The organism is Streptomyces deccanensis (genome assembly GCF_022385335.1).
Lineage (GTDB): Bacteria > Actinomycetota > Actinomycetes > Streptomycetales > Streptomycetaceae > Streptomyces > Streptomyces deccanensis.
This window is the reverse complement of sequence record NZ_CP092431.1, coordinates 130,017-155,116: the sequence shown is the minus strand read 5'-3', so window position 1 is coordinate 155,116 and position 25,100 is coordinate 130,017. Positions and strand designations below refer to the sequence as shown.

The 25,100-nt window shown below is 69.9% G+C and carries 22 protein-coding genes and 4 pseudogenes; 12 read left to right on the top strand and 14 right to left on the bottom strand.

The features are described from left to right. The first annotated feature begins 75 nt into the window (after positions 1-75). Positions 76-1,746, top strand: coding sequence for a phosphoenolpyruvate--protein phosphotransferase (ptsP, locus tag L3078_RS00740; protein ID WP_239749888.1), 1,671 nt, complete (start codon positions 76-78; stop codon positions 1,744-1,746). A gap of 286 nt (positions 1,747-2,032) precedes the next feature. On the opposite strand, the gene L3078_RS00735 is transcribed toward ptsP, so the two are convergent. Continuing rightward, a complete protein-coding gene (locus L3078_RS00735; protein WP_239749883.1) occupies positions 2,033-2,665 on the bottom strand; it encodes a TetR/AcrR family transcriptional regulator in 633 nt (210 codons plus the stop codon). A 119-nt stretch (positions 2,666-2,784) separates the two neighbouring features. On the opposite strand from L3078_RS00735, the gene L3078_RS00730 reads away from it, so the two are divergent. Further along, positions 2,785-3,777 carry an aldo/keto reductase gene (locus L3078_RS00730; protein WP_239749881.1) on the top strand — a complete coding sequence of 331 codons (993 nt, stop codon included), beginning with the start codon at positions 2,785-2,787 and terminating at the stop codon, positions 3,775-3,777. 192 nt (positions 3,778-3,969) lie between these two features. Here L3078_RS00730 and L3078_RS00725 read toward each other — a convergent pair whose 3' ends face one another. The 3 genes from L3078_RS00725 to L3078_RS00715 all read right to left on the bottom strand — a co-directional run bounded on the left by L3078_RS00725 (position 3,970) and on the right by L3078_RS00715 (position 8,239). Further along, entirely contained in the window at positions 3,970-4,914 is a 945-nt protein-coding gene (locus tag L3078_RS00725; protein ID WP_239749878.1) for a tetratricopeptide repeat protein, read from the bottom strand. A gap of 105 nt (positions 4,915-5,019) precedes the next feature. Beyond that, a complete protein-coding gene (locus L3078_RS00720; RefSeq protein ID WP_239749876.1) occupies positions 5,020-6,507 on the bottom strand; it encodes an APC family permease in 1,488 nt (495 codons plus the stop codon). A 76-nt stretch (positions 6,508-6,583) separates the two neighbouring features. After that, the gene (locus tag L3078_RS00715; RefSeq protein ID WP_239749875.1) at positions 6,584-8,239 is read right to left on the bottom strand and encodes an amidohydrolase; all 1,656 of its coding nucleotides are present in this window, start codon (positions 8,237-8,239) and stop codon (positions 6,584-6,586) included. Positions 8,240-8,392: 153 nt separating this feature from the next. Between L3078_RS00715 and L3078_RS00710 the strand changes: the two genes are divergently transcribed. The 4 genes and pseudogenes from L3078_RS00710 to L3078_RS00695 all read left to right on the top strand — a co-directional run. Next, positions 8,393-9,004, top strand: a complete 612-nt coding sequence (locus tag L3078_RS00710; protein WP_239749872.1) for a TetR/AcrR family transcriptional regulator — start codon at positions 8,393-8,395, stop codon at positions 9,002-9,004. Positions 9,005-9,136: 132 nt separating this feature from the next. Further along, positions 9,137-9,247, top strand: a complete 111-nt coding sequence (locus L3078_RS00705; RefSeq protein ID WP_239749834.1) for a P-loop domain-containing protein — start codon at positions 9,137-9,139, stop codon at positions 9,245-9,247. Next, on the top strand, positions 9,244-9,651 hold the full coding sequence (locus L3078_RS00700) for a hypothetical protein (RefSeq protein ID WP_239749820.1): 408 nt from the start codon (positions 9,244-9,246) through the stop codon (positions 9,649-9,651). The genes L3078_RS00705 and L3078_RS00700 overlap by 4 nt, the downstream gene beginning before the upstream one ends. 334 nt (positions 9,652-9,985) lie before the next feature. Continuing rightward, positions 9,986-10,111, top strand: a pseudogene (locus L3078_RS00695) (flavin reductase family protein); the annotation flags it as partial. Here L3078_RS00695 and L3078_RS00690 read toward each other — a convergent pair. The 4 genes and pseudogenes from L3078_RS00690 to L3078_RS00675 all read right to left on the bottom strand — a co-directional run. Next, positions 10,088-10,424 (bottom strand): annotated as a pseudogene (locus L3078_RS00690) (ATP-binding protein); the annotation flags it as partial. The pseudogenes L3078_RS00695 and L3078_RS00690 sit on opposite strands and share 24 nt — an antisense overlap. Positions 10,425-10,965: 541 nt before the next feature. Beyond that, entirely contained in the window at positions 10,966-12,132 is a 1,167-nt protein-coding gene (locus L3078_RS00685) for a thiolase family protein (protein WP_239749817.1), read from the bottom strand. Between the two features lie 215 nt (positions 12,133-12,347). Next, complete coding sequence (locus L3078_RS00680) at positions 12,348-13,178, bottom strand: enoyl-CoA hydratase/isomerase family protein (RefSeq protein ID WP_239749812.1); 831 nt, start codon at positions 13,176-13,178, stop codon at positions 12,348-12,350. Positions 13,179-13,378: 200 nt separating this feature from the next. Then, on the bottom strand, positions 13,379-14,218 hold the full coding sequence (locus L3078_RS00675) for an alpha/beta fold hydrolase (RefSeq protein WP_239749805.1): 840 nt from the start codon (positions 14,216-14,218) through the stop codon (positions 13,379-13,381). Between the two features lie 67 nt (positions 14,219-14,285). Here L3078_RS00675 and L3078_RS44705 point away from each other — a divergent pair. Next, positions 14,286-14,471, top strand: a pseudogene (locus tag L3078_RS44705) (TetR family transcriptional regulator); the annotation flags it as partial. A gap of 121 nt (positions 14,472-14,592) precedes the next feature. Then, entirely contained in the window at positions 14,593-14,958 is a 366-nt protein-coding gene (locus L3078_RS00665; RefSeq protein ID WP_239760743.1) for a hypothetical protein, read from the top strand. Between the two features lie 205 nt (positions 14,959-15,163). On the opposite strand, the gene L3078_RS00660 is transcribed toward L3078_RS00665, so the two are convergent. The 3 genes from L3078_RS00660 to L3078_RS00650 all read right to left on the bottom strand — a co-directional run bounded on the left by L3078_RS00660 (position 15,164) and on the right by L3078_RS00650 (position 17,538). Then, the gene (locus tag L3078_RS00660) at positions 15,164-16,033 is read right to left on the bottom strand and encodes an alpha/beta fold hydrolase (protein WP_239749802.1); all 870 of its coding nucleotides are present in this window, start codon (positions 16,031-16,033) and stop codon (positions 15,164-15,166) included. 133 nt (positions 16,034-16,166) lie between these two features. Further along, the gene (locus L3078_RS00655) at positions 16,167-17,171 is read right to left on the bottom strand and encodes an NADP-dependent oxidoreductase (protein WP_239749794.1); all 1,005 of its coding nucleotides are present in this window, start codon (positions 17,169-17,171) and stop codon (positions 16,167-16,169) included. 184 nt (positions 17,172-17,355) lie between these two features. Next, a complete protein-coding gene (locus L3078_RS00650) occupies positions 17,356-17,538 on the bottom strand; it encodes a hypothetical protein (protein WP_239749788.1) in 183 nt (60 codons plus the stop codon). A 163-nt stretch (positions 17,539-17,701) separates the two neighbouring features. Here L3078_RS00650 and L3078_RS44850 point away from each other — a divergent pair. The 3 genes and pseudogenes from L3078_RS44850 to L3078_RS00635 all read left to right on the top strand — a co-directional run. Next, positions 17,702-18,055: pseudogene (locus L3078_RS44850) on the top strand (ATP-binding protein); the annotation flags it as partial. 306 nt (positions 18,056-18,361) lie between these two features. Continuing rightward, positions 18,362-18,724, top strand: a complete 363-nt coding sequence (locus L3078_RS00640; RefSeq protein WP_239749784.1) for an AQJ64_40280 family protein — start codon at positions 18,362-18,364, stop codon at positions 18,722-18,724. 15 nt (positions 18,725-18,739) lie between these two features. Next, positions 18,740-19,603 carry an SDR family NAD(P)-dependent oxidoreductase gene (locus L3078_RS00635; protein ID WP_239749780.1) on the top strand — a complete coding sequence of 288 codons (864 nt, stop codon included), beginning with the start codon at positions 18,740-18,742 and terminating at the stop codon, positions 19,601-19,603. Positions 19,604-19,666: 63 nt separating this feature from the next. Here L3078_RS00635 and L3078_RS00630 read toward each other — a convergent pair whose 3' ends face one another. The 3 genes from L3078_RS00630 to L3078_RS00620 all read right to left on the bottom strand — a co-directional run bounded on the left by L3078_RS00630 (position 19,667) and on the right by L3078_RS00620 (position 24,106). Next, on the bottom strand, positions 19,667-21,556 hold the full coding sequence (locus tag L3078_RS00630; protein ID WP_239749777.1) for a propionyl-CoA synthetase: 1,890 nt from the start codon (positions 21,554-21,556) through the stop codon (positions 19,667-19,669). 199 nt (positions 21,557-21,755) lie between these two features. Beyond that, the gene (locus tag L3078_RS00625) at positions 21,756-22,667 is read right to left on the bottom strand and encodes an alpha/beta hydrolase (RefSeq protein WP_239749772.1); all 912 of its coding nucleotides are present in this window, start codon (positions 22,665-22,667) and stop codon (positions 21,756-21,758) included. Between the two features lie 815 nt (positions 22,668-23,482). Beyond that, positions 23,483-24,106 carry a TetR/AcrR family transcriptional regulator gene (locus L3078_RS00620; protein WP_239749767.1) on the bottom strand — a complete coding sequence of 208 codons (624 nt, stop codon included), beginning with the start codon at positions 24,104-24,106 and terminating at the stop codon, positions 23,483-23,485. A 168-nt stretch (positions 24,107-24,274) separates the two neighbouring features. On the opposite strand from L3078_RS00620, the gene L3078_RS00615 reads away from it, so the two are divergent. Then, positions 24,275-25,090, top strand: a complete 816-nt coding sequence (locus L3078_RS00615; protein WP_239749763.1) for an oxidoreductase — start codon at positions 24,275-24,277, stop codon at positions 25,088-25,090. Positions 25,091-25,100: the final 10 nt, after the last annotated feature.

Genomic DNA, 25,100 nt, shown 5'->3' with positions numbered 1-25,100 from the left:
CATGACGCGGTCGCATGCGAATCGCACAACCACCGCGGCTGCGGGGCCCTGCCGCACTGATCGGAGACGCGTGACATGGAGACAACGCTGCGAGGCGTCGGCGTGAGCCACGGTGTGGCGATCGGCGAAGTTCGGCACATGGGCACAGCGGTGCTGGAGCCGCCCGCGAAGCGGATACCGGCGGAGGACGTGGAACGTGAACAGGGGCGCGCCCGCACGGCCATGGAGGCCGTGGCCGCCGATCTGATCAAGCGCGGCGACCTGGCCGGCGGTGACGCCCAGGCGGTGCTGGAGGCGCAGGCCCTGATGGCCCAGGACCCCGAGCTGATGGCCGATGTGGAGCGCCGGATCACGGTCGGCAGCGGTGCGGAGCACGCGGTCTGCGACGCGTTCGCCGCGTATCGCGCACTGCTGGCCGGTGCGGGGGAGTACCTCGCCGGGCGGGTGGCCGACCTCGACGACGTGCGGAATCGTATCGTCGCCCGGCTGCTGGGCGTTCCCATGCCCGGTCTGCCGGAGAGCGACGAGCCGTACGTGCTCATCGCCCGGGATCTCGCGCCGGCGGACACCGCGCTGCTCGACCCCTCTTTGGTACTCGGTTTCGTGACCGAGGAGGGCGGGCCTACGAGTCACAGCGCGATCCTCGCGCGGGCGCTCGGCGTTCCGGCCGTCGTCGCGCTGCCGGGGGCGGGGGAGCTGGCCGAGGGCACGATGATCGCCGTGGACGGCGGCACCGGCGAGATCTTCGTGAATCCGAGCAAGGAGAAGACGGAGCGGATGGCGGCCGAGGCCGCAGAGCGGAAGGCGTCACTGGCCGCTTCCACCGGCCCGGGTGCCACCTCCGACGGGCACAAGGTGCCGCTGCTCGCCAACGTCGGGGGCCCGGCCGACGTGCCGGCTGCGGTGGAGGCCGGAGCGGAGGGTGTCGGGCTGTTCCGTACGGAGTTCCTGTTCCTGGACGACAGCGAGCAGGCGCCGTCCGAGGACAAGCAGGTCGAGGCGTACCGCCAGGTGCTGGAGGCCTTCCCCGAGGGGCGTGTGGTCGTGCGTGTGCTCGATGCGGGTGCCGACAAGCCTCTGGACTTCTTGACTCCGGCGGACGAGCCGAACCCCGCTCTCGGTGTGCGCGGTCTGCGGACGCTGCTCGATCACCCCGAGGTGCTGCGGACGCAGCTGCGGGCGCTGGCGAAAGCCTCGGAAGGGCTGCCGGTCCAGCTCGAGGTGATGGCACCGATGGTCGCCGACCGTCGCGAGGCCAAGGCGTTCGCCGACGCGTGTCGTGAGGCGGGGCTGCGGGCCAAGTTCGGTGCCATGGTGGAGATCCCGTCGGCGGCGCTGCGGGCGCGGTCGATCCTCCGGGAGGTCGAGTTCCTCTCGCTGGGGACCAACGACCTCGCGCAGTACACGTTCGCGGCCGACCGGCAGGTGGGTGCGGTCTCGCGGCTGCAGGACCCCTGGCAGCCCGCGTTGCTCGACCTCGTCGCGCTGTCCGCGGAGGCGGCGAAGGCCGAGGGCAAGAGCTGCGGGGTGTGCGGCGAGGCCGCGTCCGACCCGTTGCTCGCCTGTGTGCTGACCGGCCTGGGGGTCACCTCCCTGTCGATGGGCGCCGCGTCGATTCCCTATGTGCGGGCCACCCTCGCGCAGTACACGCTGGCGCAGTGCGAGCGTGCAGCGGCGGCCGCCCGCGCGACGGACACGGCCGAGGAGGCGCGCGGCGCCGCGCAGGCGGTGCTGTCCGGCGAGTGAGGCCGCGATGACTCGTACACCTGGATGTGCGAGTTTCATCGAGCGGTCACTGGTCGACGCGGGCGCCGCTGTCGCCGTCAGCCGAACGGTCGTGGATCAGCCCGGACACGCCCCAGCGTCGCGTTGTGGCCACGGAGCCCGTCGTGCGCGTCGAGCCCGGCGAAAAGGGCGACGACACCTGGAGACCGGAGCCGGGACGCCCGCTGGTCGGCATCCGCGGATCGGCGTCCCGTGCGCCGGGTCGGCGAGAGCCGGACGGGCTCACCGCGTCACGCGCCCGATCGGCTCACCGCGCCGCGCGCGGGAAGATACGTTCGACGGCGGCGACCACGGCGGCGCGGCGAGCGGCGAGGGACGGGTCCGTGGCCTGTTCCGCCGCTATCGCGCCGATCTCGGTCTGTGCCGCCCACGTGGTGGCGATCTGGTTGACCAGGGCGAGGACGTCGACCGGGTCCCAGACCGGATCCAGCCGCCCCGCCCGCTGAGCCTCGCGCAACTGGTCGAGCTTGCCGGCGACGGTGTCCCGAACCGTGTCGGCGCCGGACGAAGCGGCGGTGCCGGCGAGTTCGAGGCGGCCCCAGGCGATCAGCCGGTGGTGGTCCGGGCGGGTGATCGTGAAGTGGTCGTAGAGGCGGCCCGCGTAGCCCGGTAGATCGTCCGGGTCCATGGGGGTGGCCTGCGCGACCCGGGCCAGTTCGAGCAGGGAGACGTGGGCGTAGAGCGCCTCCTTGCCGCGGAAGTACGCGTAGACGCGCTCCTTGCTGGTCCTGGCCTGCTTGGCGATGCGGTCCACCCGGGCCCCGGCGATTCCGTGCCGGGCGAACTCCTCCGTGGCGGCGGCGACGATCCGCTCGCGGGTGGAGTCGGCGCCTTCCGAAGCGGCGGGCGCGGGGGTCGGATCGGTCGTCGGTCGAGGCATAGGGCCAGGATAAGTGACCGAACTGTTTGGTTTGGCATTGCGGCGGTCCGACGCTAGAGTCCAAACCGAACGGTTCGGTTTGGCACTTGCCGACTCGCACTCATGTCTGGAGAGAACTCATGCATCACCGCGATCTGGGCTCCCAGGGCCTGCGCGTCTCCGCGCTCGGCCTCGGCACCATGGGGATGACACTCGCCTACGGCTCCTCGAACGACGACGAGAGCACCGCCACCCTCCGCCGTGCCCATGAACTCGGGGTCGACTTCTTCGACACCGCCGAGCTGTACGGCCTCGGTACCGGCAGCAACGAGATCCTGCTGGGCAAGGCCGTGAAGGACTTCCGTGACGAGGTGGTCCTGGCCACCAAGTTCGGGTTCGACATGACCGCCCAGCAGATCGGCGCCGGGTTCGACAGTCGTCCGGAGAACATCCGCAAGGTCGCCGAGAACAGCCTGCGCCACCTGCAGACCGACCGCATCGACCTCTTCTACCAGCACGTCGCCGACCCCGACGTGCCGGCCGAGGAGGTCGCGGGCGTCGTCGGCGAACTGATCGCCGAGGGCAAGGTGAAGTACTTCGGCCTGAGCAACGTCGGCCCCCAGTACATCCGCCGCGCCCATGCCGTCACTCCCGTCACGGCCCTGCAGTCCGAGTACTCGCTCTTCGAACGGGAGGTGGAGGAGAAGATCCTGCCGGTCGTGCGAGAGCTGGGCATCGGGTTCGTCCCGTACTCCCCGCTCGGCCGCGGCTTCCTGACCGGCGTGGTCAAGCCCGCCGCCGAGTACCCGGCGGACGACATGCGCAGCTGGGACGAGCGGTGGCAGGGCGACAACTACACGTACAACCTCAACGCCACCGAGCAGCTGAAGAAGCTCGCCGCCGCCAAGGGCATCACCGCCGCCCAGCTCGCGCTGGCCTGGCTGCTCGCCCAGGGCGACGACGTGGTCCCGATCCCCGGTACCCGCAACGCCGCCCGCCTGGCGGAGAACACGGCCGCGGTCGACGTCGAACTCACCGACGCCGACCTCGCTCAGATCAGGCAGATCCTTCCTCAGGGTTCCGCGGGAAGCCGGTACCCGGCCGCGATGCTGGCCACCATGTCGACGGACTGACTCCGTGGCGTTCGTACCGATCGCCCATGTGTGGGTACTCCTCGTCGGATCCCCCGGAGCCGGCCTTCTCGGCGGCCTGCCGGCGAGGTGGGCTCGGCGTAGGCCGCCCCCGACACCAGCGGCGCGGACACATCGGGGGCGGCCGGGCCGGTGTTCGTCAGCGACGTACTGACTAAATGCCTGTGGCCCGGGTCAAGAAGTTGCGTCGGCTCGTCGCCGGGCGGCGGTGAAGGCCAGGACGGAGTCGCGGCCGTCGTGTCCCCAGGGGAAGGGGGTGACGAGGCCGGCGATGGCGCCGAAGACCGGGGCAGCGCGGGCCGGTTCTCCGGCGGCGCAGAGGGCGTAGGCCAGAAGGTTGAGGTCGGCGACGGCCGCCGCGTACGGCAGGTGGCCCGCCTCGGGCCAGGCGGCCTGTGCCGGTCCCAGGATCCCCGTGGCTTCGTACCCGCTCCAAAGGCGGTCGGCCATGAGCGCCTGGACACCGCCTTTGGACCGGGCGGTGTGGTAGCGGTCGATCAACGGCAGCAGCGGGAGGCCGGCTGTCGGTGCCGTGGCCGGGGCAGTGGCCCTCACCTGGTCGACGAAGTCGATGGACTGGGCGAGGGAGCCGCATTCCCGGGGCGAGAGGTAGCCGTACATCTGCAGATGAGCCTCGCGGTGCCAGGGGTCTCGCGCGACGATCTCCCGCCATACGGGGAAGACCTCCGAGCGCGGCCTGCCCCACCGGCGGAGCAGCCCGAGGCGCACCACCCACGGGTTGGGGTCGTGGGGATCCAGGCGGGCCGCCGTCGCGCAGGCCCGGAAGGCCTGTTCGAACTCGCCGTGGTGCACGTGCGTGCGGGCGCCGCGCGCCATGACGCCCCAGGCGAACAGGGTGTGCGCGTCGGGGCGGTCGGGACGCAGTTCCGCCCAGGACCGCTGGATGCCCGGGCGCGTCACGGTGGCCAGGGCGGCCAGTCGATGGGCCCGGCGGTCCCAGTCGCGACCAGTGTTGTCGAGCAGCCGCTCGACGATCGGGGCGGCGAGCGTCCGTGCGGTGCCTCTGCCGGTGAGTTGCCGGCACACGCGGCCCAGTTCGGCGTCGTCGAGTTCCGCGGCGAGGCGCGGTGCCGGCTTTCTGCCCAGGCCACGGATCATGACCGTCGACCCTCCTCATGGGGCGTCTCGTGGGTCGGACGTACCGCGCGGGGCGGTCCCGTGCCCGGCCTGCGGCCGAGAGCAGGGACCGCCGCGGTGCGCACGTCAGGCGGCGTCGACGTCGGTGGTGGCCAGCTTGCCGTAGACATCGGGCCGGCTCCGGCGGATGCGTGCGGCGACAGCCACACCGGACAGGAACACCGCCGGTGTGAGCGCGACCAGCGACCAGTTGACGGCCGGGCCGGCGCCGGTGAACAGGTCCAGGCGCTTGCAGACCAGCACGGTGACGGCGGTGAGCAGGACGCCGGCCGCGGCGGGCGCGAGGAGGGTCCGCAGAGGTCCCTCGCCGTGCTCGGCGGAGTTGCGGCGGAAGAACGCGACCACCGCGAAGGCCGCCAGGGCCTGCAGCACGAGGATGCCGACCACACCGGGAGTGTTCACCCACAGGAAGAACTTGGTGTAGGGGTCGACGCCGGTCATGGCGAAGACGGCGACGACCACGGCCGCCAGGACGCTCTGGGCGACACCGGCCACCCACGGCGAGCCATGCCTGGGGTGCACCCGGCCCAGGGCCGCGGGGGCGACACTCTCGACGGAGAGGGCGTAGACGTAGCGGGTGATGGCGTTGTGGAAGGCGAGCAGGGCGGCGAGCACGCTGGTGACGATCAGGACGCGCTGGACGTCGGTCGCCCAGCCGCCGACGTACTGGGTCATGGCGGTGAAGAACATCTCCGCCGGGTTCTGCGCGGCGGCGGCGACGGCCTGGCCGCTGCCGAACGCCTGCACGATGATCCAGCTGATGAAGGCGTAGAAGAGGCCGAGGAAGCCGATCGCGAGGTAGGTGGCGCGGGGCACGGTGCGGTTGGGGTGACGGGCCTCCTCACGGTAGATGGCGGTGGCCTCGAAGCCGATGAACGCGGCGACGGCGAGACCGAGCGGTCCGCTCATCCCGGAGACGAAGACGTTCGAGGGGGCGAAGGAGTCGAAGGTCAGTCCGCTCGCGCCGCCCTTGACCAGGACCGCGCCGGCGAGCAGCACCAGGATGGCGGTCTCCGCGATCAGCAGGGCGGCCAGGACCTTGGCGCCGAGGTTGATGGAGCGGAAGCCCAGGAACCAGACGACGGCGATCCCGGCGAAGGCGTACACCGGCCACGGCAGGTCGACGCCGAGGAGGTCGTTCGCGGTGGTGGCGGCGAAGAACCCGAAGGCGCCGAACATGCCGATCTGCAGGGAGTTGTACGAGAACACCGCGAGGAACGCCGCCCCCAGCCCCGCCGGACGTCCGAGACCTCGGGCGATGTACGAGTAGAAGGCACCGGCGTTGCGGATGTACGGCGTCATCGCGGTGAAGCCGACCGCGAAGAGGACCAGCACCACGCCGACGGCGAGGTAGGCGACCGGGGCGCCGATGCCGCCGAAGAGGATGGCGAGGGGAGCCACGCCGGCCATCACGGTGAGCGGGGCGGCCGCGGCGACGACGAAGAAGACGATGTCGGCGACGCCGAGGCTGCCGCGCTGGAGGTGAGGGCTCTGGTCCGACCCGGCGGCCGGTGGGGGCTGCTGGGGAGCGGTGGGGACGAGGGGCTCGGTCATGGAGGTCTCCGCGTGGTGTGTGTCGAGGAGGGGCGGAACGTCCAGGAGACGCAGACCGGTCGTGACCGACGTAGGTCTATCGTCTCCCGGCACGCGTGGAGTGGGGAGTGGTGGCGTCGTGGGTACGCCGGCCGGCGAGCCAGGTGCCCAGGACGGGGAGATGCGCGAGGTCAGCGGGGGCGATCCCGGCCGGGTCGGCGGCGAGATGCACCAGGTCGGCGCGCATTCCGGGACGCAGCGCGCCCCATTCCTTCTCCTCGAACGCCTGGTGGGCGCATCCCGCGGAGTAGGCGGTGAGAGCGGTGTCGATGTCTATCCGCTCCTCGGGGAGCCAGCCGCCCTCGGGAAGACCCTCGGGCGTCTGGCGGGTGACCGCGGTGGCGATGCCCCGCAGTGGTTCATGGGCGGTGACCGGCCAGTCGCTGCCGAACGAGAGCCGGGCGCCGGAGGCGAGCAGGGCGGCGATCTGGTACTGCCGCGCGCCGCGCACCGGGCCGATCCTCGGCAGGGTCAGCTCGGTCATCAGAGGGTCGGGCTGGGCCCATAGCGGCTGGAGGTTGGCGATCACGCCGAGGGCGGCGAACCGGGCCAGGTCGCCGGGGTCGATCAGCTGGGCGTGGGCGATGACCGGACGGCGGTCGCGGGCGCCGTTGGCGCGGGCGGCGGCCTCGATCGCGTCCAGAGCCATCCGGACCCCGCCGTCGCCGATGGCGTGCAGGTGTGCGCGGAAGCCGAGAGCGTCGACGGCGGTGACGGCCTCGGCCAGCTCTTCGTGGGACCAATTGGCGATGCCGTGCGAGTGCGGGCAGTCGGTGTAGGGCTCGAGCAGGGCGGCGGTGCCGGCCTCGACGACGCCGTCGGCGAAGAACTTCACGCTCCGCGCGGTCAGCAGCCCGGGAGCGGAGCTCTCCACCTTGTCCCGGTCCGCCGTGAACCGGAGGACGCGCTCGCGCCAGCCGTCGGGTTCCAGGACGAAGGCGAGGTCGGCCCGTACGGGAAGCCCCGGCCCGGTGGTCGCGGCGGTGACCCAGACGTCGGCCTGGTGCGGTTCGACCCAGGCGTCCTGCACCCAGGTCACGCCGGCCGCGGCGAACCGGGCCGCGGCTTCGCGCAGGGCCGCCACCTGTGCCTCGTGGGACGCCGTGGGAATGAGGGCGAGCACCGGGCCGAGGGCACCGAACTCGCGCAGGGTGCCCAGCGGCTCCGCGGATCCGTCGCGGCGCAGGATCTCCCCGCCGGCCGGATCGGGGGTCGCGGCGGTGTAACCGGCCCGGCGCAGGGCCTCGCTGTTCACCCAGGCGGTGTGGTGGTCCATGGTGCGCAGGACGACGGGACGGTCGGGCACGGCGGCGTCCAGCCACCGCGCGTCGAATCTGCCGTCGGGGGCGAGCCACGGGTCGAAGCCGTCACCGGTGATCCACTCCGTCTCCGGGTGTTCGGCGGCCCAGCCTCGAACGGTCTCGACGATCTCCTCGACGCTTCCCAGGTCCCGGACCGGCACGCCCGCCAGACCCAGGCCTCCCATCACCGGGTGCACATGTCCGTCGCCGAACGCCGGCAGCAGGGCCCCGCCGGCCAGGTCGACGACGGCGGTACGCGGTCCCCGGGCATCCAGCGCCTGTGCTCCAAGGGCGGTGATCCGGCCGCCGGTGACGGCGAGGGCACCGTGGACGGAGCCCTCTGGGGCCCCGGTCCGGACGGTCCCTCCGGTGAAGACGATGTCGGCGTACATGGCGTGTGGCGGTGCCTCTCCTAGGGCCGACCGCCTAACTGAAAGGCGTTCGGTTTCCGGTAATGTAGGCGCCGTCCGGGCGGCTGGGAAGAGTTTTACTGAAAGCCATTCGGTAACGTCTGGGTTACGGCACACAAGGGACGAGGAGTCACCGTGGGACGGCCGCGCACACCCCTGCTGGACCGTCGGCGCATCGGTGCCGCGGCACTGCGCCTGGCTGACGAGAAGGGCGCCTTCTCCATCCCGGCTCTGGCCAAAGCCCTGGGTGTCGCGCCGTCCGCGCTCTACCACCACGTCGCCGGCCGCGACGAGATCATCTCGCTCATGCGGGAGGAACTCGCCCTGACGACCGGAGACGACCAGGACTGGTCGCAGCCCTGGGAGGAGGTCCTGGAGAGCTGGGCCCGCTCCTATCTGGCCGCCTTCGCCGCCCACCCGGGGGCGGTTCCCCTGCTCGCCACCGCCCCGCTGGCCGAACCGTTCATGCACGTGATGTACGAGAAGGTCGCGAAGCTGCTCCTGGACGCGGGCTTCGACACGCATCAGGTCATGCCGCTGATCACCGCACTGGAGAGTTTCGTGCTCGGCTCCGCACTCGACCTGGTGGCGCCGCCCGTGATGGTCTCCGACGTCGCCCGCGACGCGACCCCCCACCTCAGCGCCGTACTCGACCAGACTCCCGCCGATCGCAGCCGCGCGACCCTGGCCTTCGACCTCGGGCTGCGCGCCCTGCTCATCGGCTTCCGCGACCTGCTGAACAGCTGACGGCAGTCGCGCACATCGCCCCAGGCCGGGCCGGTTCGGTCCTGATGCAGCGCCGCAGGGTGCCGCAGGGTGTGCGGATCAGGCGGCGAAATCTGATGGAGCGCTCCGAACTGCCGCCGCTACGTTCAGCTCGTGAGAGACATCGATGTGCTCGTCCTGCACGGCTCACCGGGTGCGGGGAAGACGACCCTGGCGCGGGCGGTCTCCGAAATCCTGCGGGAGGCCGATCTGGCCCACGGGTGATCGATCTGGATGACATCTCGCTGGTGCATCCCGACCAGGGCCGTTCCTTCGCGCGCGAGAATCTCAAGGCCATCTGGCCCCGTTACGCTGCGGTCCCCGGTCTCAGACTCGTGCTGCCGAGCGTCATCGCGGACGAGGGGGAGCTGGTGCTCCTGCGCGAGGCCCTCCCCGGCGCCAGCCTCGCCGTGTGCGAGCTGACCGCGCCGGAGGCCGTTTTGAAGGAGCGGGTCACGGCGCGTGAGCCGAACGAGTTCTGGCGGGATCGACTGCGTCGCTGGGTCGACGTGTACCACGCGCGGAACGATCTCTACAGGATCCGTGACTTCCTCGTCTCCACGCACGAAAGGTCGGAGGAGGACGCGGCTCGAGAAGTCGTCGACAAGGTCGGTTGGCTCGCCGCGTGACACGCCGCGTGACACGCCGCCGGGCGCGGCGCCGCGTTCAGGGCCCCGTTCGTCCGCCGCTGTCCGCGTCGTTTCGTGGGCTCAACTCTTCGGAGCACGGAACTGTTCGGCGTCCGACCGGAGAGCAGTGGATGAGCCGTGTCGCCAGGCTGTAGCCGATTCCACGATGCTATACATTTCCTATAGTCACTGCTAGCTTTTTCGTTCATGGCGGAGGAGTCTCTCAAGGGATCCCGTCGAAGTGAGGGCAGTGCCGAAGCGTTGGCCTCCGGGACCGACTCCGCTCGGTTCCTGAGGTCAGTTCGAGGCGGATATGGCCCGGCTCATCGACTGAATGCATATCGACGCCGAGAAGCTCACGGCTGCGGAATCGTACAAGTTGCTGATCGGCAGCGTCATTCCGCGGCCCATCGCATGGGTCAGCACGCTGTCGGCCGACGGCGTCGGAAACCTGGCGCCAGCGGGTGCCCCACCGCTCGGTGAGCGGGGCGACCAGCAGCAGGCCGCGGCCGCCCTCGTCGCTCAGCCGGGCCCTGCACAGGTGCGGGCTGGTGCTGCTGCCATCGGCCCTCGCAGGTGAGTGTCCGGTCCTTGATCAGCCGCAGCCGGATCGGGCCGGTGCCGTAGCGGATGGCATTGGTGACCAACTCGCTGACGACGAGTTCCGTGACGAACAAGGCCTCTTCGAGCCCCCACTCGGTGAGACGCTCGCCGGCGCGCGTGCGTGCCTCGGCCACGGTCGAAGGATCACTGGCCCGCTCCCAGGTGGCCAGGCTCTGGATCGGGGGCGGATGGTCGGCGCGGGCCCGGGAGCACGTGCGGGAGACGGGGTCGTAGACGGCGTTACAGGCAGGTGGCGCCACGTCACCCGGGATCTGTGACGGCGAGGCGTTGCCGGTGTCATCGGCGTCGTCGGCGTCCTGGGGAGCCCGGAGTGGGTCACGATGTCGTCGAGGTGGGTGAGGAGCGGGATCACGTCGAACCAGTCGCCGCCCACTCCGGCGTCGCCGCCCTCGGGCACGTCCAATGGGCCACACGTGCGTCCCCGCCCGCCACCGCCATGGTCACGGAATCCGGGAGGTGGGCCGTGTTCAGTTGCCGTGTGCCGGGGCACCTCCACGATCGTCCGGCAAACGGCGTAGGGCAAGGCGAGACAAGGGCCGCCGCGGACGCGCGGTTCAGCCGGTTCGTCGGACAACGCCGGGGTGCCGCGGACACTCGTCCACGCGACACCCCGGCCGCACACGGCCTATCTGCCGACACCTCCCACATCAACTGGCGACAGAGCGGCCGAGTACCGCGTGAACCGTCCGCTCAGATCCTCTCGATGATCGTGGCGTTGGCCTGGCCGCCGGCCTCGCACATGACCTGAAGGCCGTAGCGGCCGCCACGCCGCTCCAGCACGTTGAGCAGAGAGGTCATCAGGCGGGCACCGGAGGCGCCCAGGGGATGGCCGATGGCGATGGCGCCGCCGTCGATGTTCACCTTGGACAGGTCGGCGCCCGTCTCCTTCTGCCAGGCCAGCACGACCGACGCGAAAGCCTCGTTGACCTCGAACGCGTCGATGTCGTCGATGCTCAGCCCGGCACGGGCCAGAACCTTCCGCGTCGCCGGGATGATCCCGGTGAGCATGAAGATCGGGTCGTCGCCGACGACGGCGACGGAATGGATCCGGGCGCGCGGCCTGAGGCCGAGCTGCGCGGCCGCCTCCTCGCTGGTGACCAGGAGCGCGGCGGAACCGTCGTTGACCGGAGAACTGTTGCCTGCCGTGACCCTCCAGTCCAGGTGCGGGAACCGCTGCTCCCAGTGCTCGTTCCTGAACGCCAGCCGGAGGCCGGACAGCGTCTCGACGGTGGTCGAGGGCCGGATCGTCTCGTCCGTGTCGAGGCCGTTGACGTGACTGACCTGGCCGTCGAACAGGCCGTCCTTCCAAGCCTTCGCGGCGCGCTGGTGTGACTGGGCGGAGAACTCGTCGAGCTGCTGGCGCGAAAGCTCCCAGCGGTGGGCGATGAGCTCGGCACTGATGCCCTGCGGCACCAGGCCGCCGTCGTAGCGGGCGTTCACTTGGGGGCCGAAGAAGTCCTTGCCCGCGAACTGGGAGCCGATGGGGATCCGGCTCATCGACTCCACGCCGGAGGCGATCGCGACGTCGTACGCGCCCGCGATGACGCCCTGGGCGGCGAAGTGAAGGGCCTGCTGACTGCTGCCGCACTGACGGTCGACGGTCACACCGGGCACCGACTCCGGGAAGCCGGCCCCCAGCAGGGCCCATCGCGCGGTGTCGCCCGACTGCTCCCCTACCTGGCCGACCGCACCGCTGATGACATCGTCCACCCGCGCGGGGTCGATGCCGGTGCGGTCAACCAGCGCGCGCAGCACGTGAGCGTGCAGGTCCACCGGATGGATCTCGGAGTACGCGCCGCCCGGCTTGCCCTTGGCGATGGGGGTGCGGACTGCGTCGACGATGACGGCAACGGTCATGACGGTTCCCTTTCACGATGGTGCCGTCACCCTAGGGGAGTGGGTTTGAAATTCCAACCTATGTGGTTGTGAGGTGGGACTCCCGGAACTGGCCCCCTCGCAGCCCTACGGCCCGTGCATCCGCAAGGCAGCGGCGCCGCCCCCGGCAGCGAGGTCACTCTCCCTGTGGGGTCGAACGCCGCAAGCGCAGTACGTCGCTGCCGATGAGGTGGGGATCAGGGCGTCTCGTTCACCAGGCCGATGTACTCGCCGAGCCGGTACTCGACGTCGAGCCCCTTCTCGGCGACGAACGCGCCGAGTCCGGCCGCACGCGCGAGGAACCCAGGCTGCGTCAGGGTGCTTCCGAACGCGGCGAAGGAGGCGACGAGATCGGCGTCCGGCGGCAGTGTCGCCCGGTTGACCTGGGACTTCGCGGTCGCCAGGGCCTCCCGGTCGAAGGAGGCGAGGCGGGCGGCCGTCGCGTCGACGAAGGCGTCGAGTTCGGCGTCGGGCAGGGCTCGGGTGACCCATCCCCAGCGCTCGGCCAGGTCGGCGTCGTAGTCGGCGCTGCCGAGGATGGCCTCGAGCGCCCGGTCGCGGCCGATCGAACGGGGGAGCCGCTCCGCCCCGCCTCCGCCGGGAACGAGGCCGAGGCCGACCTCGGGCTGCGAGAAGAACGCCTTCTCACGGCTGGCGTAGCGCAGGTCGCAGGCGAGGGCCAGTTCGTTGCCGGCGCCGCGGGTGCGGCCGCGGATGGAGGCGATGCTGACATACGGGGCCTTGCTCAACCGCAGAACGATATCGGTCCAGACCGGGTTGTCGCCCTCGTGTTCGGGGGCGGGGATGCCGCCGGCCTGGGAGGCGTCGAAGTGGTTGAAGAAGTAGTCGGGGACCTCGCTGGTGAAGACGACGACCTGGAGGTCGGTGTCCTTCTCGAACCCTGCGACGATCTCGTGCAACCTGACGACGGTCTCGGGAACCACCAGGTTCACCGGCGGGTTCGCGAACGTGATCTTGGCGATCTGCGGGGTCGTCCGCTCGAGGCGGATGGTGCTGGGCTCACTCATGGGATGTTGCCGTTCTCTTCGTAGTGGTTCGGGAATGGGCGTCGGCAGGCGCGCATGTTCGTTCGGCGGATCTGCCGGTCACGGCTCGGTCGGGGCCCGGTCCACCCCGCATGACGCGGTCGGTTGTCGGTGCAGCTCTGACGCCGCCCGACACGTCCCCCACCCCGTGACCGACCAAGTGGGCGGCGCCTTGCAGCTGTCTACTCGTCGAGGAACTGAAGGGTGTGTTGCAGGAACCGCTGGGGGTACTGGAAGTGCGCTCCGTGTCCGGCGTCGGGGTAGATCAGCAGTTGGGCGTCGGGGATGTTCTGGGCGAGGTGCCAGGAGTTGATCGAGGTGATCATCACGTCGTTCTCGCCGTTGAGGACCAGCGTCGGCTGGGTGATCGCGTTCAGGTAGGCGTACGGGTTCTCGCCGGGCAGAGGTTCGGCGTAGGCGGCGACTGCTTCGAGCTGCGCCTGTGCGACGTCGAGCGAGCTCGGCGGGTCCTGGTCGGCCCGCTGGTGGCGGCGCTCCCAGAAAGCCCGGCCCGCTTCGACGGCGGCTTGCGAGCGGCCGAAGAACAGGAAGAGGAAGTCCTCCACCGTGGGGACCGGATTCGTCGCCACCTCGGGCACCTTGGGATCCATCGTCGGGTCCCCGCCGCGGAGCCCAGTACCGAGCAGGAGGAGCTTGCGCACCAACTGCGGGTGGCGCAGTGCGACTTCCTCGGCCTGCCAGCCGCCGATCGAGAACCCGAGCAGATCGACCTGCTCCAGTCCCAGGGCCCGGATGACCGCGGCGATGTCGTCGGCCATGTCCTCCATGCGGTTGCGCGGGGTGCCGGATGAGGAGGCTATGCCGCGCCCGTTGAACAGGATGACCTCGCGGCTTTCGGCCAGGCCGTCGGTGAGCAGGGGGTCCCAGTGGTCCATTCCCCCGCGGAGGTGCTGGACGAGGAGGATCGGGACACCGGAGGGCTTGCCCCAGCGGCGGTAGGCGAACCGGTCGCCGTCGACCTCGACGTACTGGGTCGGGGCGGTCACATGCGTATCGCTCATGGTCTGAGCCTTCCTGGAGAGGTGAGCAATACGATGACGATCGTAATCTAAAAAGTCAACCCTTTAGATGTCGGTCATCATCTATGCATGCTTGGCCGTCGAGCGTCGACCGGAGAAGGGCTGGCTGGGCATGCGAGTGACCAAGGCGCAGGCGGAGCAGAACCGTGCGCACTTCGTCGCGACCGCCGCCCGGCTGTTCCGTGAGCGCGGCTATGACGGTGTCGGCGTGGCGGAACTGATGGCGGCCGCCGGGTTCACCCACGGCGGGTTCTACAAGCACTTCCGCTCCAAGGTCGACCTGATGGCCGAAGCGTCCGCGAGCGGGCTCTCGCAGACCGCGGCACGGGCGGAAGGGTCTGGACCCGGCCGAGTTCGTGGACAGTTACGTCTCCCGGGAGCATCGCGACGGGCGCGGCGACGGCTGCACCGTCGCGGCCCTCAGCGGCGACGCCGCACGTCAGCCGGCGGACCTCAAAGGGGAGTTCGCGGCCGGGATCGAGAACCTGCTGACGGCCCTTCAGGCCCCAAGCGACACGCTGGGGGATGCCGAGCAACGCGCGGCCCGCATCAGGGTGATCAACATGCTCGCCCATTCGATCGGCGCGATCATGCTGTCGCGGGCATGCCCTGACGATTCTCCGCTGGCGGACGAAGTTTTCGATGCCTGCCGCGAGGAGATTCTCGCCTCGCTGGCGCACGACAACAGCGACCAGCCGGCGGCTCGCGGCACAGAAGTCTGACCGAAGCGGACCGAGGCGAGCCCAACCCCCCGCCGGTCAGGGCCCATCGACGCCGCACGGGCGCTGGTACTGAACGTCCCGTCCATCTGCTGACGCCTCGCCAGCCTCGCGCTGTCCGGCGCCGGATGGCCCAGCGCTCTGCCGGTCGGCGGGCGTCAACTCGATGGCCGTGCGGCCCCATTCCTGCGGAGCCGCTCAAGTTCAGTCAGGACTTGAGGAATTCAAGCGCCCGGGGCACGAAGTCCTCGTGGTGCTGGAAGACACCCCCGTGCCCGGCATCCGGGTAGAGGGGGATGAGTTCGCCGTGGGGCAGGCGGGCGGCCAGGTCGAGTGTGTTGTGGCTGGGCACCATCCGGTCGTTCTCGCCGTTCGCCACCAGGACCGGTTGGCGAATGGCGGACAGGTCCGACGGCGCTTGGCGGCCCCAGCGCTTGACGGCCTTCAGCTGGGCGCGGAGCGACGGCAGCGCGATGTCCTTGTCGCGGTCGTGCGTGCGCTCCTTCAGCCGTTCGAGGAAGTCGCGTCCGGCCTTCCGGCCACCTGCGGTGTCGGTGAAGAAGAGGGAGAGCTTGGGGTCCTGCCGGGTCAGGGCGCCCTTGAGTGTGGCCCGGATGGTGAGAGCCGGGACCTTGTCGATGCCGGGGCCCCCGGCGGGGCCGGTGCCGGCGAGGATGACCTTGCGGACGAGGTGCGGCTCTTCGGCCGCGATGACCTGCGCGACGAAGCCGCCCATCGACAGGCCGAACAGGTCGACCTGGTCGAACCCGAGAGCCCGGATGAACAGTACGGCGTCGCGGGCCATCGCCTCGATCGTGTCGGGTGTGGAGCCGCTCGATGCGCCCACACCGCGGTTGTCGAAGGTGATGACCCGACGTCGTGCGGCGAGTCCGTCGACGACGCGCGGGTCCCAGTTGTCCAGCACGCCGGCCAGGTGAACCAGGAGGATGAGCGGTACGCCGTCCTCGGGGCCGAGTTCCCGGTAGGCGAAGTCCTCGCCGCGAACGGATACGGAGCGGGTCACCGCGCTCTTGTACGAGGCCGTCGAGGGGGAGGGGGAGTTCTGCGGTGTGCTCATGTCCGGGTCCTTCTGTAACGGGTCTCAGGATGCTTTCGTGCCGAGGGCGGTGGCGGGTCCATCCGGTGTGCGGGAGGGCTCTGACGCTCTGGCGTGGGCGGGAGGGCCCTGACGCTCTGGCGGGCTTGTGCCCTCACGTCATCTTGACGACGACCTTGCCCGCCTTCGCGTGGCCCGCTTCGAGGTACTCCAGTGCTTCTCGGGCCGACTCGAACGGGAAGACGGTGTCGACGACGGGGTGGATCTTGTCGGCCTCGACGAGAGAAGTGAGTTCGCGCAGCTGGTCGCCGCTGGCCTTCATGAACAGGAACGAGTACGTCACGTTGCGGCGCCGGGCAGCGCGTCGGATGCGGAAGCTCAGTGCGGACATCGCCAGCCGGATGACGGGATTGGCTCCCAGTTCCCTGCCGAGTGCGGCGTCGGGCGGACCCGCGACACTGATGACCTTTCCACCGGGCTTGAGCACCTCCAGGGACTTCTGAAGCGTCTGGCCGCCGAGCGAGTCCAGCACGACGTCGTAGTCGTGCAGCACTGTCTCGAACGCCTGCTTCTTGTAGTCGACGACGACGTCCGCGCCCAGGTGCTTCACGAGGTCGATGTTGGCGGTGCTCGCGGTGGTCGCCACATGCGCGCCCAGCTGCTTCGCCAGCTGGATGGCGATGCTGCCCAGTCCGCCGGAACCGGCGTGGATGAGAACCCTCTGACCCGGCTGGATGTGTGCTCGCTCGACCAGCGCCTGCCACGAGGTCAGGCCGACCAAGGGAAGGGACGCGGCCTCCTCCATGGTCAGCGAGGCCGGCTTGAGCGCCACGTCGTCCTGGTGCACCGCGATGAGTTCGGCGAACGTCCCGATCCGGTCCTTGTCGGGCCGCGCGAAGACCTCGTCGCCCACCGCGAACCGCGTGACGGCCGACCCCACCTCGATCACCACTCCGGCCAGGTCGTTGCCCAGGACGAACGGGACCTTGTACGGCAGGATCGTCTTCATCTCCCCGTCCCGGATCATGCGGTCGAGCGGGTTGATGCTCGCGGCGTGCACGCGTACCAGGACGTCGTCCGCACCCACCTGCGGGTCCGGCACTTCGCCGATCCGCACGCCGGCCTTGTCCCCGTAGCGCTCCACGGTGAGGGCCCTCATCGTCGTCTCCGTATCTCGTCCGCGAGCGGACGGGGGTGCTGTGCCTCCTGGCAACATATAGAATTATGTTCATAATCCTAACGTGGTGACTCGGTAGGCGGCAAGCAGGACCTTCGCCATCAGTTCCGAGGCGGTGTGGGCGCGGGAGCTCATGTCATGTGCGGGTGCGCGCTCTGCGGGCGGGTCAGGTCACAGCCCTGGCGTGCTCATGCTCGATGCCCAGCAGGGTGAAGGCGTTGCGGATGCCCTGTTCGAGCGGTTCATCGGCGAGCCGCCTGTCGGCGAGGACCCGTGAGGGCTGCAGGGTCCGGCCATCATGGCGTAGGCGCTGAGTGCTGTGGTGCGGGCTGCCGGCTCGGTCCGTCACCGCCACCCCACTACCGCCAGACCCCTTCGGGCCGCCCGACCCGCAGCTGAAGGAGGCAGCCACCTCAGTGCGCGTCGCCTGGCCGAGCCCCTGCCCGAAGACGCCCATCCTCTGCCCCTGGAGCAGTGGACGAACTGCTCCACCTGCGCCGGACGGATTCATCATGACTGCCGCTCACCACGCGCTCACCGCCCAGGCGCCTGACGCCGCGATCGACACCCCCTGCCGCATGCTCCGGCTGCCCGCCACGCGAGCCCAGGCCGCCGACACCATCGCTCGCGCCGAACGCGAGGGGCTCTCTTACGCCGGATCTCTCGCCGAGCTGCCGAGGACCGAGTGCGAGGACCGTGACCGGCGCCGGGCCGAACGCCGCATCCGGGCCGCTCACTTCCCGCGCGAGCAGTCCCTGCTCGGCAATTCCGGAACCGCCAAGTCCCACCTGCTGATCGGCTTGGGCGCCGCGGCCGCCACGGCGGGCTACCGCGTCCGCTACACCACTGCGGCCAGCCTGGTGAACTACCGACCCCTGCAAAGCGTGGTGTCGTTGGGGCTGACGGCTCGTGATCCCTGCGGTATGCCGCCTGTACGAGGTACGCGCAGGGTGGCGGACTCACGGACGAACGGCGGGCCTTCCGGGCGAAGTTGCGGTTGGAGGCGGCCGAGTGGTTCCAGAGCGGGGACGAGAACGTGATCATCGCCCAGGTCGTCGGTGCAGCATGGTTGGAGTGATCTCAGGGGCGTGCTGGGGGACATCCCCGATGCGGCGAGCCACGAGATCGGGTGGACTGGCACTCACCTACGCCTCTCGACCAGAAAGCAAAGCATGCATACGACAGTCGAATGGATCCGAGCCGACGAGCGACTCCCCTACGACGGTGCCGGCATCCTCGCAGCCGTGACCGGTCGCTATCCGGGCGAGCAGGAGGATGACCCCGACTCGCTCTCCGGTCAGGAGTTCTGGCTGGTACTCCCCATGTACTTCCGTCGCATCCATCCAGTGGAGGAAACCGGAGAGATCATCGAGAACTGCTTTTACGACTCCGACGGCGTGGTCCGCTTCCCCATCGGTGGGCCGACCAGCGAGGAAATAGTCACGCACTGGGCCGAAATGCCGAGCCTTCCCGGCATGGACGTACAGCGCATCTACGGCAAGGACGTAGGCCGCGCGCTTCGCGCCCTGCCCTAGCGTTACTGACCATGAGTGCATGACATCGTCATGGTGGAGGCCGCGCTGGATGGCGGTGATCAGGTCGTCGGGGTCGGCGAAGGCCCCGTTCGCCCGGCTGGTGCGCCGCGGCACGGACCACAGGCTTTTCACCGGGTTGAGGTGGGTTGCGTAGGGCGGCAGTTGGATGTCGGTGAGCCACTTGCGGTCGGCGGTGTAGTGGCTCATTCCGGCGGTGAGGTGGGTGTTCAAAAGTGTCCCAAACCCGACCGCCTCGGCCGCATCGACTACCTATTCGTCAACCAGGGCATCGCGGAGTTCCAGACGCTCGAAGAGGTCACCGAGGAATCATGGGACCGCATCATCGACGTCAACGCCAAGGGCGCCTTCTTCACCGTCCAGCGGCTGGCGCCGCTCATGTCTGAGGGCGGCTCGATCGTGTTCACCACCGTCTCCAACGACCAGATCTTCCCCGGTCTCGGCGCCTACTCCGGGGCGAAGGAGGCCGTCGCTGCCTTCGTCAAGGTGCTCGCCGCCGAGCTGCTGCCCCGCAGGATCCGCGTCAACGCGATCGCCCCCGGCTTCATCATCACCCCGACCATGGGTGTCGCCGAGCTGACCGATGAGCAGCGCGCCGAGTTCATCGAACAGGGCAATGCCTCCACGCCGATGGGACGAGGACGCACCGTGGAGGAGATCGCCGCCGCCGCGTTGTACCTGGCCGTCGAGGCCACCTTCACCACCGGAGTGGATTGCCCGTGGACGGCGGGTTCGGCCAGGGCATCGGCGAATGACACGACCCACCCAGTGAGCCCCGGTCTCGGATCGACTCGACCAACGCGCGAACTGCGTCACCTGCAGCCCGGTGAATGTCTCCACCCGCACTCGCGTGCGCGGTGATTCGACACCGACGTCCGTCGGTGTCGAACATGCTCCCCGTGGCTCACCTCCTGGGGCTGCCGTTCACGTCGTGTGATCGGCGCGGCGGAGGACGGGGCGCAGGGTTTCGATGACGGCGGGGTCGTCGACGGTGGAGGGGATGGGTTCGTCGTGGCCGTCGGCGATGCCGCGCATCGTCTTGCGCAGGATCTTTCCCGAGCGGGTCTTGGGCAGGGCGGCCACGACCGTGACGTCCTTGAGGGAGGCGACGGCGCCGATCCGTGTCCGTACGAGCTGGACGAGTTCGGCCTCGACCTCGCTCGCGTCGCGATCGACGCCGGCCTTCAGGACGACGAGGCCGCGCGGGACTTGCCCCTTCAGGGCGTCGGCGACGCCGATGACGGCGCATTCGGCGACGTCGGGATGGGCGGCCAGGGCCTCTTCCATGCTGCCGGTGGACAGCCGGTGTCCGGCGACGTTGATGACGTCGTCGGTGCGGCCCATGACGAAGACGTAGCCGTCGTCGTCGATGTGGCCGCTGTCGCCGGTGAGGTAGTAGCCGTCGTAGGCGGAGAGGTAGGAGGCGATGTAGCGGTCGTCGTCGTTCCAGAGAGTGGGGAGTGCGCCGGGTGGCAGGGGGAGCTTCACGACGATCGCGCCGTCGACGCCGGCGGGCACGGGCTCGCCCGAGGCGTCGAGGACACGGACGTCCCAGCCCGGGAGCGGGCGGGTGGGCGAGCCGGGCTTGAGGGGAGCGGTCTCGATGCCGACCGGGTTGGCGACGATGGGCCAGCCGGTTTCGGTCTGCCACCAGTGGTCGATGACCGGGATACCCAGGAGATCGCTCGCCCAGTGGTAGGTCTCGGGGTCGAGGCGCTCACCGGCGAGGAAGAGGTGGCGCAGGCCGGTCAGGTCGTGGTCCGCCGCGAGTGTTCCCTTCGGGTCCTCCTTGCGGATGGCCCGGAAGGCGGTGGGCGCGGTGAACATCGTCTTGACTCGGTGCTCGGCGGCGACACGCCAGAACTGGCCCGCGTCGGGTGTGCCGACCGGCTTGCCCTCGTACAGGACGGTCGTGGCGCCGGCCAGCAGGGGTGCGTAGACGATGTACGAGTGACCGACGACCCAGCCGACGTCGGAACCGGTGAACATCGTCTCGCCCGGGCCCACGTCATAGACGGCGCCCATCGACCAGTGCAGGGCGACCGCGTAGCCGCCGCAGTCGCGGACGACTCCCTTGGGTTTTCCGGTCGTTCCGGACGTGTAGAGGATGTAGAGGGGGTCGGTGGCGGGCACCGGAACACAGTCGGCCGGCTGCGCGGCGGCGACCAGATCCGCCCAGTCGAGATCGTCGGGCCCCAGCTCGGCGGACTGCTGCGGGCGTTGCAGGATCACGCTCTTCTCGGGCTTGTGGGCCGCGAGTTCGATCGCCTGGTCGAGCAGAGGCTTGTACGCGATGACACGCTTGCCCTCGATGCCGCAGGAGGCGGAGACCACGACCTTGGGGGTCGCGTCGTCGATGCGCAGGGCGAGTTCGCGTGGGGCGAAGCCGCCGAAGACGACCGAGTGCACCGCGCCGATCCGTGCGCAGGCCAGCATCGCGACAGCGGCCTCGGGGACCATCGGCATGTAGATGACGACGCGGTCGCCCTGCCCTACGCCGAGCCCCGTCAGTGCTCCGGCGAAGGCCGCGACCTCGTCCCTCAACTGCGCGTACGTGTAGGTGCGCCGGGTGTCGGTCACGGGTGAGTCGTAGACGAGTGCGGGCTGTTCACCCCGGCCGGCTTCGACGTGCCGGTCGAGGGCGTTGAAACAGACGTTGAGCCGTCCGTCGGGAAACCAGCGGTAGAAGGGCGCGCCCGAGGAGTCCAGGGCGCGGTGCGGAGCGACATCCCAGTCGATGCCTTCCGCCGCCTTCAGCCAGAAGCGCTCCGGGTCCTCGGTACTGGCGCGGAAGACATCCTCGTACGTTCCCATCGCGCACTCCTTTGTGGCATCGGGGCGGTGGTGTGGTGGCGAGCAACACGGTGTCGGACACACGTACCGTATGCCGGTCGGCGTGGTCGGCGTGGTCGGCGTGGTCGAGCAGGATGCCGGTGACCGGTGAACCCGGTCACCGGCATCGCGGTGGTGCGGCGGCCCGGCGGACAGGCCTGACGTCAGGCGCGGCTTTCGCTCACGCGCCGAGGTGCTTGCGGAGCCACTGGCCCATCTGCCCGATGGCCTGGTCCACCTCGGGTACGCGTCCGGCGCCCATGATGAACGAGTGCTGCCCTTCGGGCAGCGCGTGGGTCTCGGTGGTGACCTTGAAGTCCGCGAGTCGGCGGCCGAGTTGGGCGCCGTCGTCGGCGAGGGTCTCGTACTCGCCGTAGTGGACGAGCGTGGGCGGCAGGCCGGTCAGGTCGGCGTGTACGAGGCTGATCTGCGGGTCGGTGAAGTCCACGGCGGGATCCTGCAGCCAGGCTTGGCGGAAGAACTCCAGGGACCCTCGGCTGAGCATCTTGTCGTTCGTCTCGTTGGCGTCCACCGCGGGGTTCTGGAGCGTGAGATCGGTCCAGGGGGAGACGCTGACGATCGCGCCAGGCGTGGCCTCGCCCTTGGCGAGCAGGCGCAGCGGCAGCATCACCGCGAGGGTGCCGCCGATCGAGTGGCCGGTGCTGCCGATGTTCTGCGGCTCGTAGCCCTGCGAGAGCAGCCAGCGGTAGGCGGTCTCGGCGTCGTCGAGCTGCGCCGGATAGGGGTGTTCGGGCGCCAGACGGAAGTCCACGACCAGGGAGCGGGCGCCGGCGGCCTTCGCGATGTGTCCCGCGGCCTTGCGGTCGGAGTGCATGGAGGCGGCGACGGATCCGCCGAAGTGGAAGTGCAGCAGCGCGCGGTCGGGATCGGCGCCTTCGGGAATGGCCCACAGGGCGGGGACGCCACCCGCGTCCACTTCGGCGTAGGTGACGCCTTCCGGCTCGGTCGACGCCTTCTGGCTCGAGTCGATGATGTCACGGATGACGGCCAGGTCGAGGCCCGGTGTCGACGTCTTCGCGCTCACACTCGCGAGAAACTCCGCGAACTCGTGTGCCTCTGGGCTTATTCCCATGGTGATGCTCCTTCTCGGGCGGGTGCCGTGCCGGGTTCCTCTGCGGCAGCCGGGTCGGTCGCTGGTCATGACGCTACTGGCTGAGTATAGAAAAGTAAACTCAGATGGGCTGGGATCACCCACCGCGGAACGTCGGTGAAGCAGGGCAACACGCTGCCGACGGCGAAGGGAACCGCGTTGACGACGAGGAAGGCGCGCAGCGCGCGATGCGCGCCTCGCGGAGGCTGCCCAGGCGTTGGCGTTGCGTGGCAGCGAGCCGACGACGGAAGGGGGGAATGAGCAAGGGCAACGAGTCTGGGCGCCCTGGCGGAAGCGCGGCATACGGCACATGACGTGCCGCTTGCATCTGTCGCCGCTCGATGCACAGGGTGCTGTGCCGGGTGTCTGGCGAGTGAACGCGGACGAAGAGAACTGGGCGCAGACCTCGAAGCCCCAGCAGGACCTCGGAAAGCGTGCGCGTGCTCAAGCGGTCACCGTGGCAGGGAGGCGCTGGCCTGCCGAAGCCTCCCCGCGGTGACCGCCGCGACCGGCTCAGGCGCAGCCGCGTCGGCGGCCATGGCGCTTTGCCGCCGGCGTTGCCCGCGACAGCAACGCCGTGCCCGCCGGCGGCTCGTCACGACTGGCTTCGTCTGCCGCCTCTCGTGGTCGAGCAAGTGCTCGCGTCGGGATCGCCCAGATCTACGCCTGACGCCCGGCGAGTTGAGACACGTGATGGCTACGTCAATCAGGTCCGCGGGGGCCATGGGCCGTGCCTCCGCGGCCTCGACGTGCCGACCGCATCGGATGCCTGTGCGATGAGGCCGACCGTGTCCTTGTCAGTGGTGGCGCGGGCGAGGCAGCAAGGCGAACGCGCTCTCCGCGATCGCGGTCAGGCGGGCGGGACTGTGGCCGTACGCGCCGACGACATCGCTCCCACGGATCACGGTCAGCAGGAGGTAGGCAAGGTCGTCGGGATCCGCGTCGGGGTCGATGTCGCCGTTGCGCTGCGCCGCTCGCAAGCACTCGGCCACCGCCGTGCGGACCACGGAGAAGCAGTCGTTGGCCAGGCGTTTCACCTCGGGGTCGGAGGCGCCGACCTCCAGGGCCATTTTGGCGGCGAAGCAGGCCGCCGCCGCCCGGTCGGAGGCGGGGGGTACGTCGGCGGCCAGTGGCACGCCGTGGACGGCGCGGAGCAAGTACTGGTGCAGTCGTTCCAGGGCGCCCTCGTCCGGTCCGGCGAGCATGTTGCGTGGACCCTGCCCGAGCCGGGCGAAGTAGCCGGTCATCGCCTCCATCAGCACGCCGTGCTTGCCGTCGAACGCGGCGTAGAGGCTGCCGCGGCCCAGGCCGGTGGCGGCGCTGATGTCGTCGACGCTCGTGCCGTTGTAGCCGGAGGCGCGGAACTGTCGCTCGGCGGCATGCAGGACGTGGTCGCGGTCGAAGCTTCGTGGTCTGGCCATGCATCGAAGGTACGGCCGACCCACCCTTCTTGACAACCCAGTACAGAACCGCCTAGGTTTCAGACTGTTCAGTACACAACCATCCTGGGCTCACCGAACCGGCTAGGTACGGGCTTGCGGGACCGGTGCGCACCGTGTCGGTCATGGCACACAACCGAAGGAACCACCATGCAGACAACTTCCCCAGTAGCCCTCGTGACGGGCGCCTCCTCCGGGATCGGGCGGGCGGCAGCGCGCGCCCTCGTGCGCGCCGGCTTCGCGGTGGTGGGCACGAGCCGCAACGCGGCGAAGGCCGAGCCGCTCCCCGGGGTGACGTTCCTCGATCTCGACGTGGCCAGCGACGAGTCGGTCCGCTCCCTGGTCGAGGAGGTGATCGAGCGGTTCGGCCGGATCGACGTCCTCGTCAACAACGCGGGCGTGGGCGCGGTCGGCGCCGCCGAGGAGAGCTCGATCGACCAGGCCAAGGAGGTCTTCGACATCAACGTCTTCGGCGTGATGCGGATGACCAACGCAGTGCTGCCCCACATGCGCGCCCAGCGCAGTGGCCGCGTGGTCAACGTCTCCTCGGTACTCGGTCTGATCCCAGCCCCCTACATGGCCGTCTACGCCGCCACCAAGCACGCGGTCGAGGGCTACTCCGAGTCCGTCGACCACGAGCTTCGCGAGTTCGGAGTCCGGATGCTGCTGGTCGAGCCGGCCTACACCAGCACGAGTTTCGAGGCGAGCAGCATGGCACCCGACTCGCCCCTGCCCCTCTACGCCGCGCAGCGGGAGGTCTCCCGGGACGTGCTGGCCACGGCCGTGCGCAACGCCGACCATCCGGACGTGGTCGCGAAGGTGATCGTCGCGGCCGCCACCGATTCCAAGCCCAAGCTCCGGTACACCGCCGGCCCGATGGCCAGACGCGTCAGCGCCCTGCGCCGGATCGTGCCCTCGCGCGCCTTCGACAAAGAAGTCCGCAAGCTCAACCGCCTGGTCGGCTGACCCCGCGGTA

Excerpts from the sequence above, each read along its gene's own strand:
- L3078_RS00625 (WP_239749772.1), bottom strand. The coding sequence starts at position 22,667 with ATGGGAATAAGCCCAGAGGCACACGAGTTCGCGGAGTTTCTCGCGAGT.
- ptsP (WP_239749888.1), top strand. The coding sequence starts at position 76 with ATGGAGACAACGCTGCGAGGCGTCGGCGTGAGCCACGGTGTGGCGATC.
- L3078_RS00615 (WP_239749763.1), top strand. The coding sequence starts at position 24,275 with ATGCAGACAACTTCCCCAGTAGCCCTCGTGACGGGCGCCTCCTCCGGG.
- L3078_RS00630 (WP_239749777.1), bottom strand. The coding sequence starts at position 21,556 with ATGGGAACGTACGAGGATGTCTTCCGCGCCAGTACCGAGGACCCGGAG.
- L3078_RS00685 (WP_239749817.1), bottom strand. The coding sequence starts at position 12,132 with ATGACCGTTGCCGTCATCGTCGACGCAGTCCGCACCCCCATCGCCAAG.
- L3078_RS00735 (WP_239749883.1), bottom strand. The coding sequence starts at position 2,665 with ATGCCTCGACCGACGACCGATCCGACCCCCGCGCCCGCCGCTTCGGAA.
- L3078_RS00660 (WP_239749802.1), bottom strand. The coding sequence starts at position 16,033 with ATGAGCACACCGCAGAACTCCCCCTCCCCCTCGACGGCCTCGTACAAG.
- L3078_RS00640 (WP_239749784.1), top strand. The coding sequence starts at position 18,362 with ATGCATACGACAGTCGAATGGATCCGAGCCGACGAGCGACTCCCCTAC.
- L3078_RS00725 (WP_239749878.1), bottom strand. The coding sequence starts at position 4,914 with ATGATCCGTGGCCTGGGCAGAAAGCCGGCACCGCGCCTCGCCGCGGAA.
- L3078_RS00715 (WP_239749875.1), bottom strand. The coding sequence starts at position 8,239 with ATGTACGCCGACATCGTCTTCACCGGAGGGACCGTCCGGACCGGGGCC.
- L3078_RS00655 (WP_239749794.1), bottom strand. The coding sequence starts at position 17,171 with ATGAGGGCCCTCACCGTGGAGCGCTACGGGGACAAGGCCGGCGTGCGG.
- L3078_RS00675 (WP_239749805.1), bottom strand. The coding sequence starts at position 14,218 with ATGAGCGATACGCATGTGACCGCCCCGACCCAGTACGTCGAGGTCGAC.
- L3078_RS00720 (WP_239749876.1), bottom strand. The coding sequence starts at position 6,507 with ATGACCGAGCCCCTCGTCCCCACCGCTCCCCAGCAGCCCCCACCGGCC.
- L3078_RS00680 (WP_239749812.1), bottom strand. The coding sequence starts at position 13,178 with ATGAGTGAGCCCAGCACCATCCGCCTCGAGCGGACGACCCCGCAGATC.
- L3078_RS00620 (WP_239749767.1), bottom strand. The coding sequence starts at position 24,106 with ATGGCCAGACCACGAAGCTTCGACCGCGACCACGTCCTGCATGCCGCC.
- L3078_RS00730 (WP_239749881.1), top strand. The coding sequence starts at position 2,785 with ATGCATCACCGCGATCTGGGCTCCCAGGGCCTGCGCGTCTCCGCGCTC.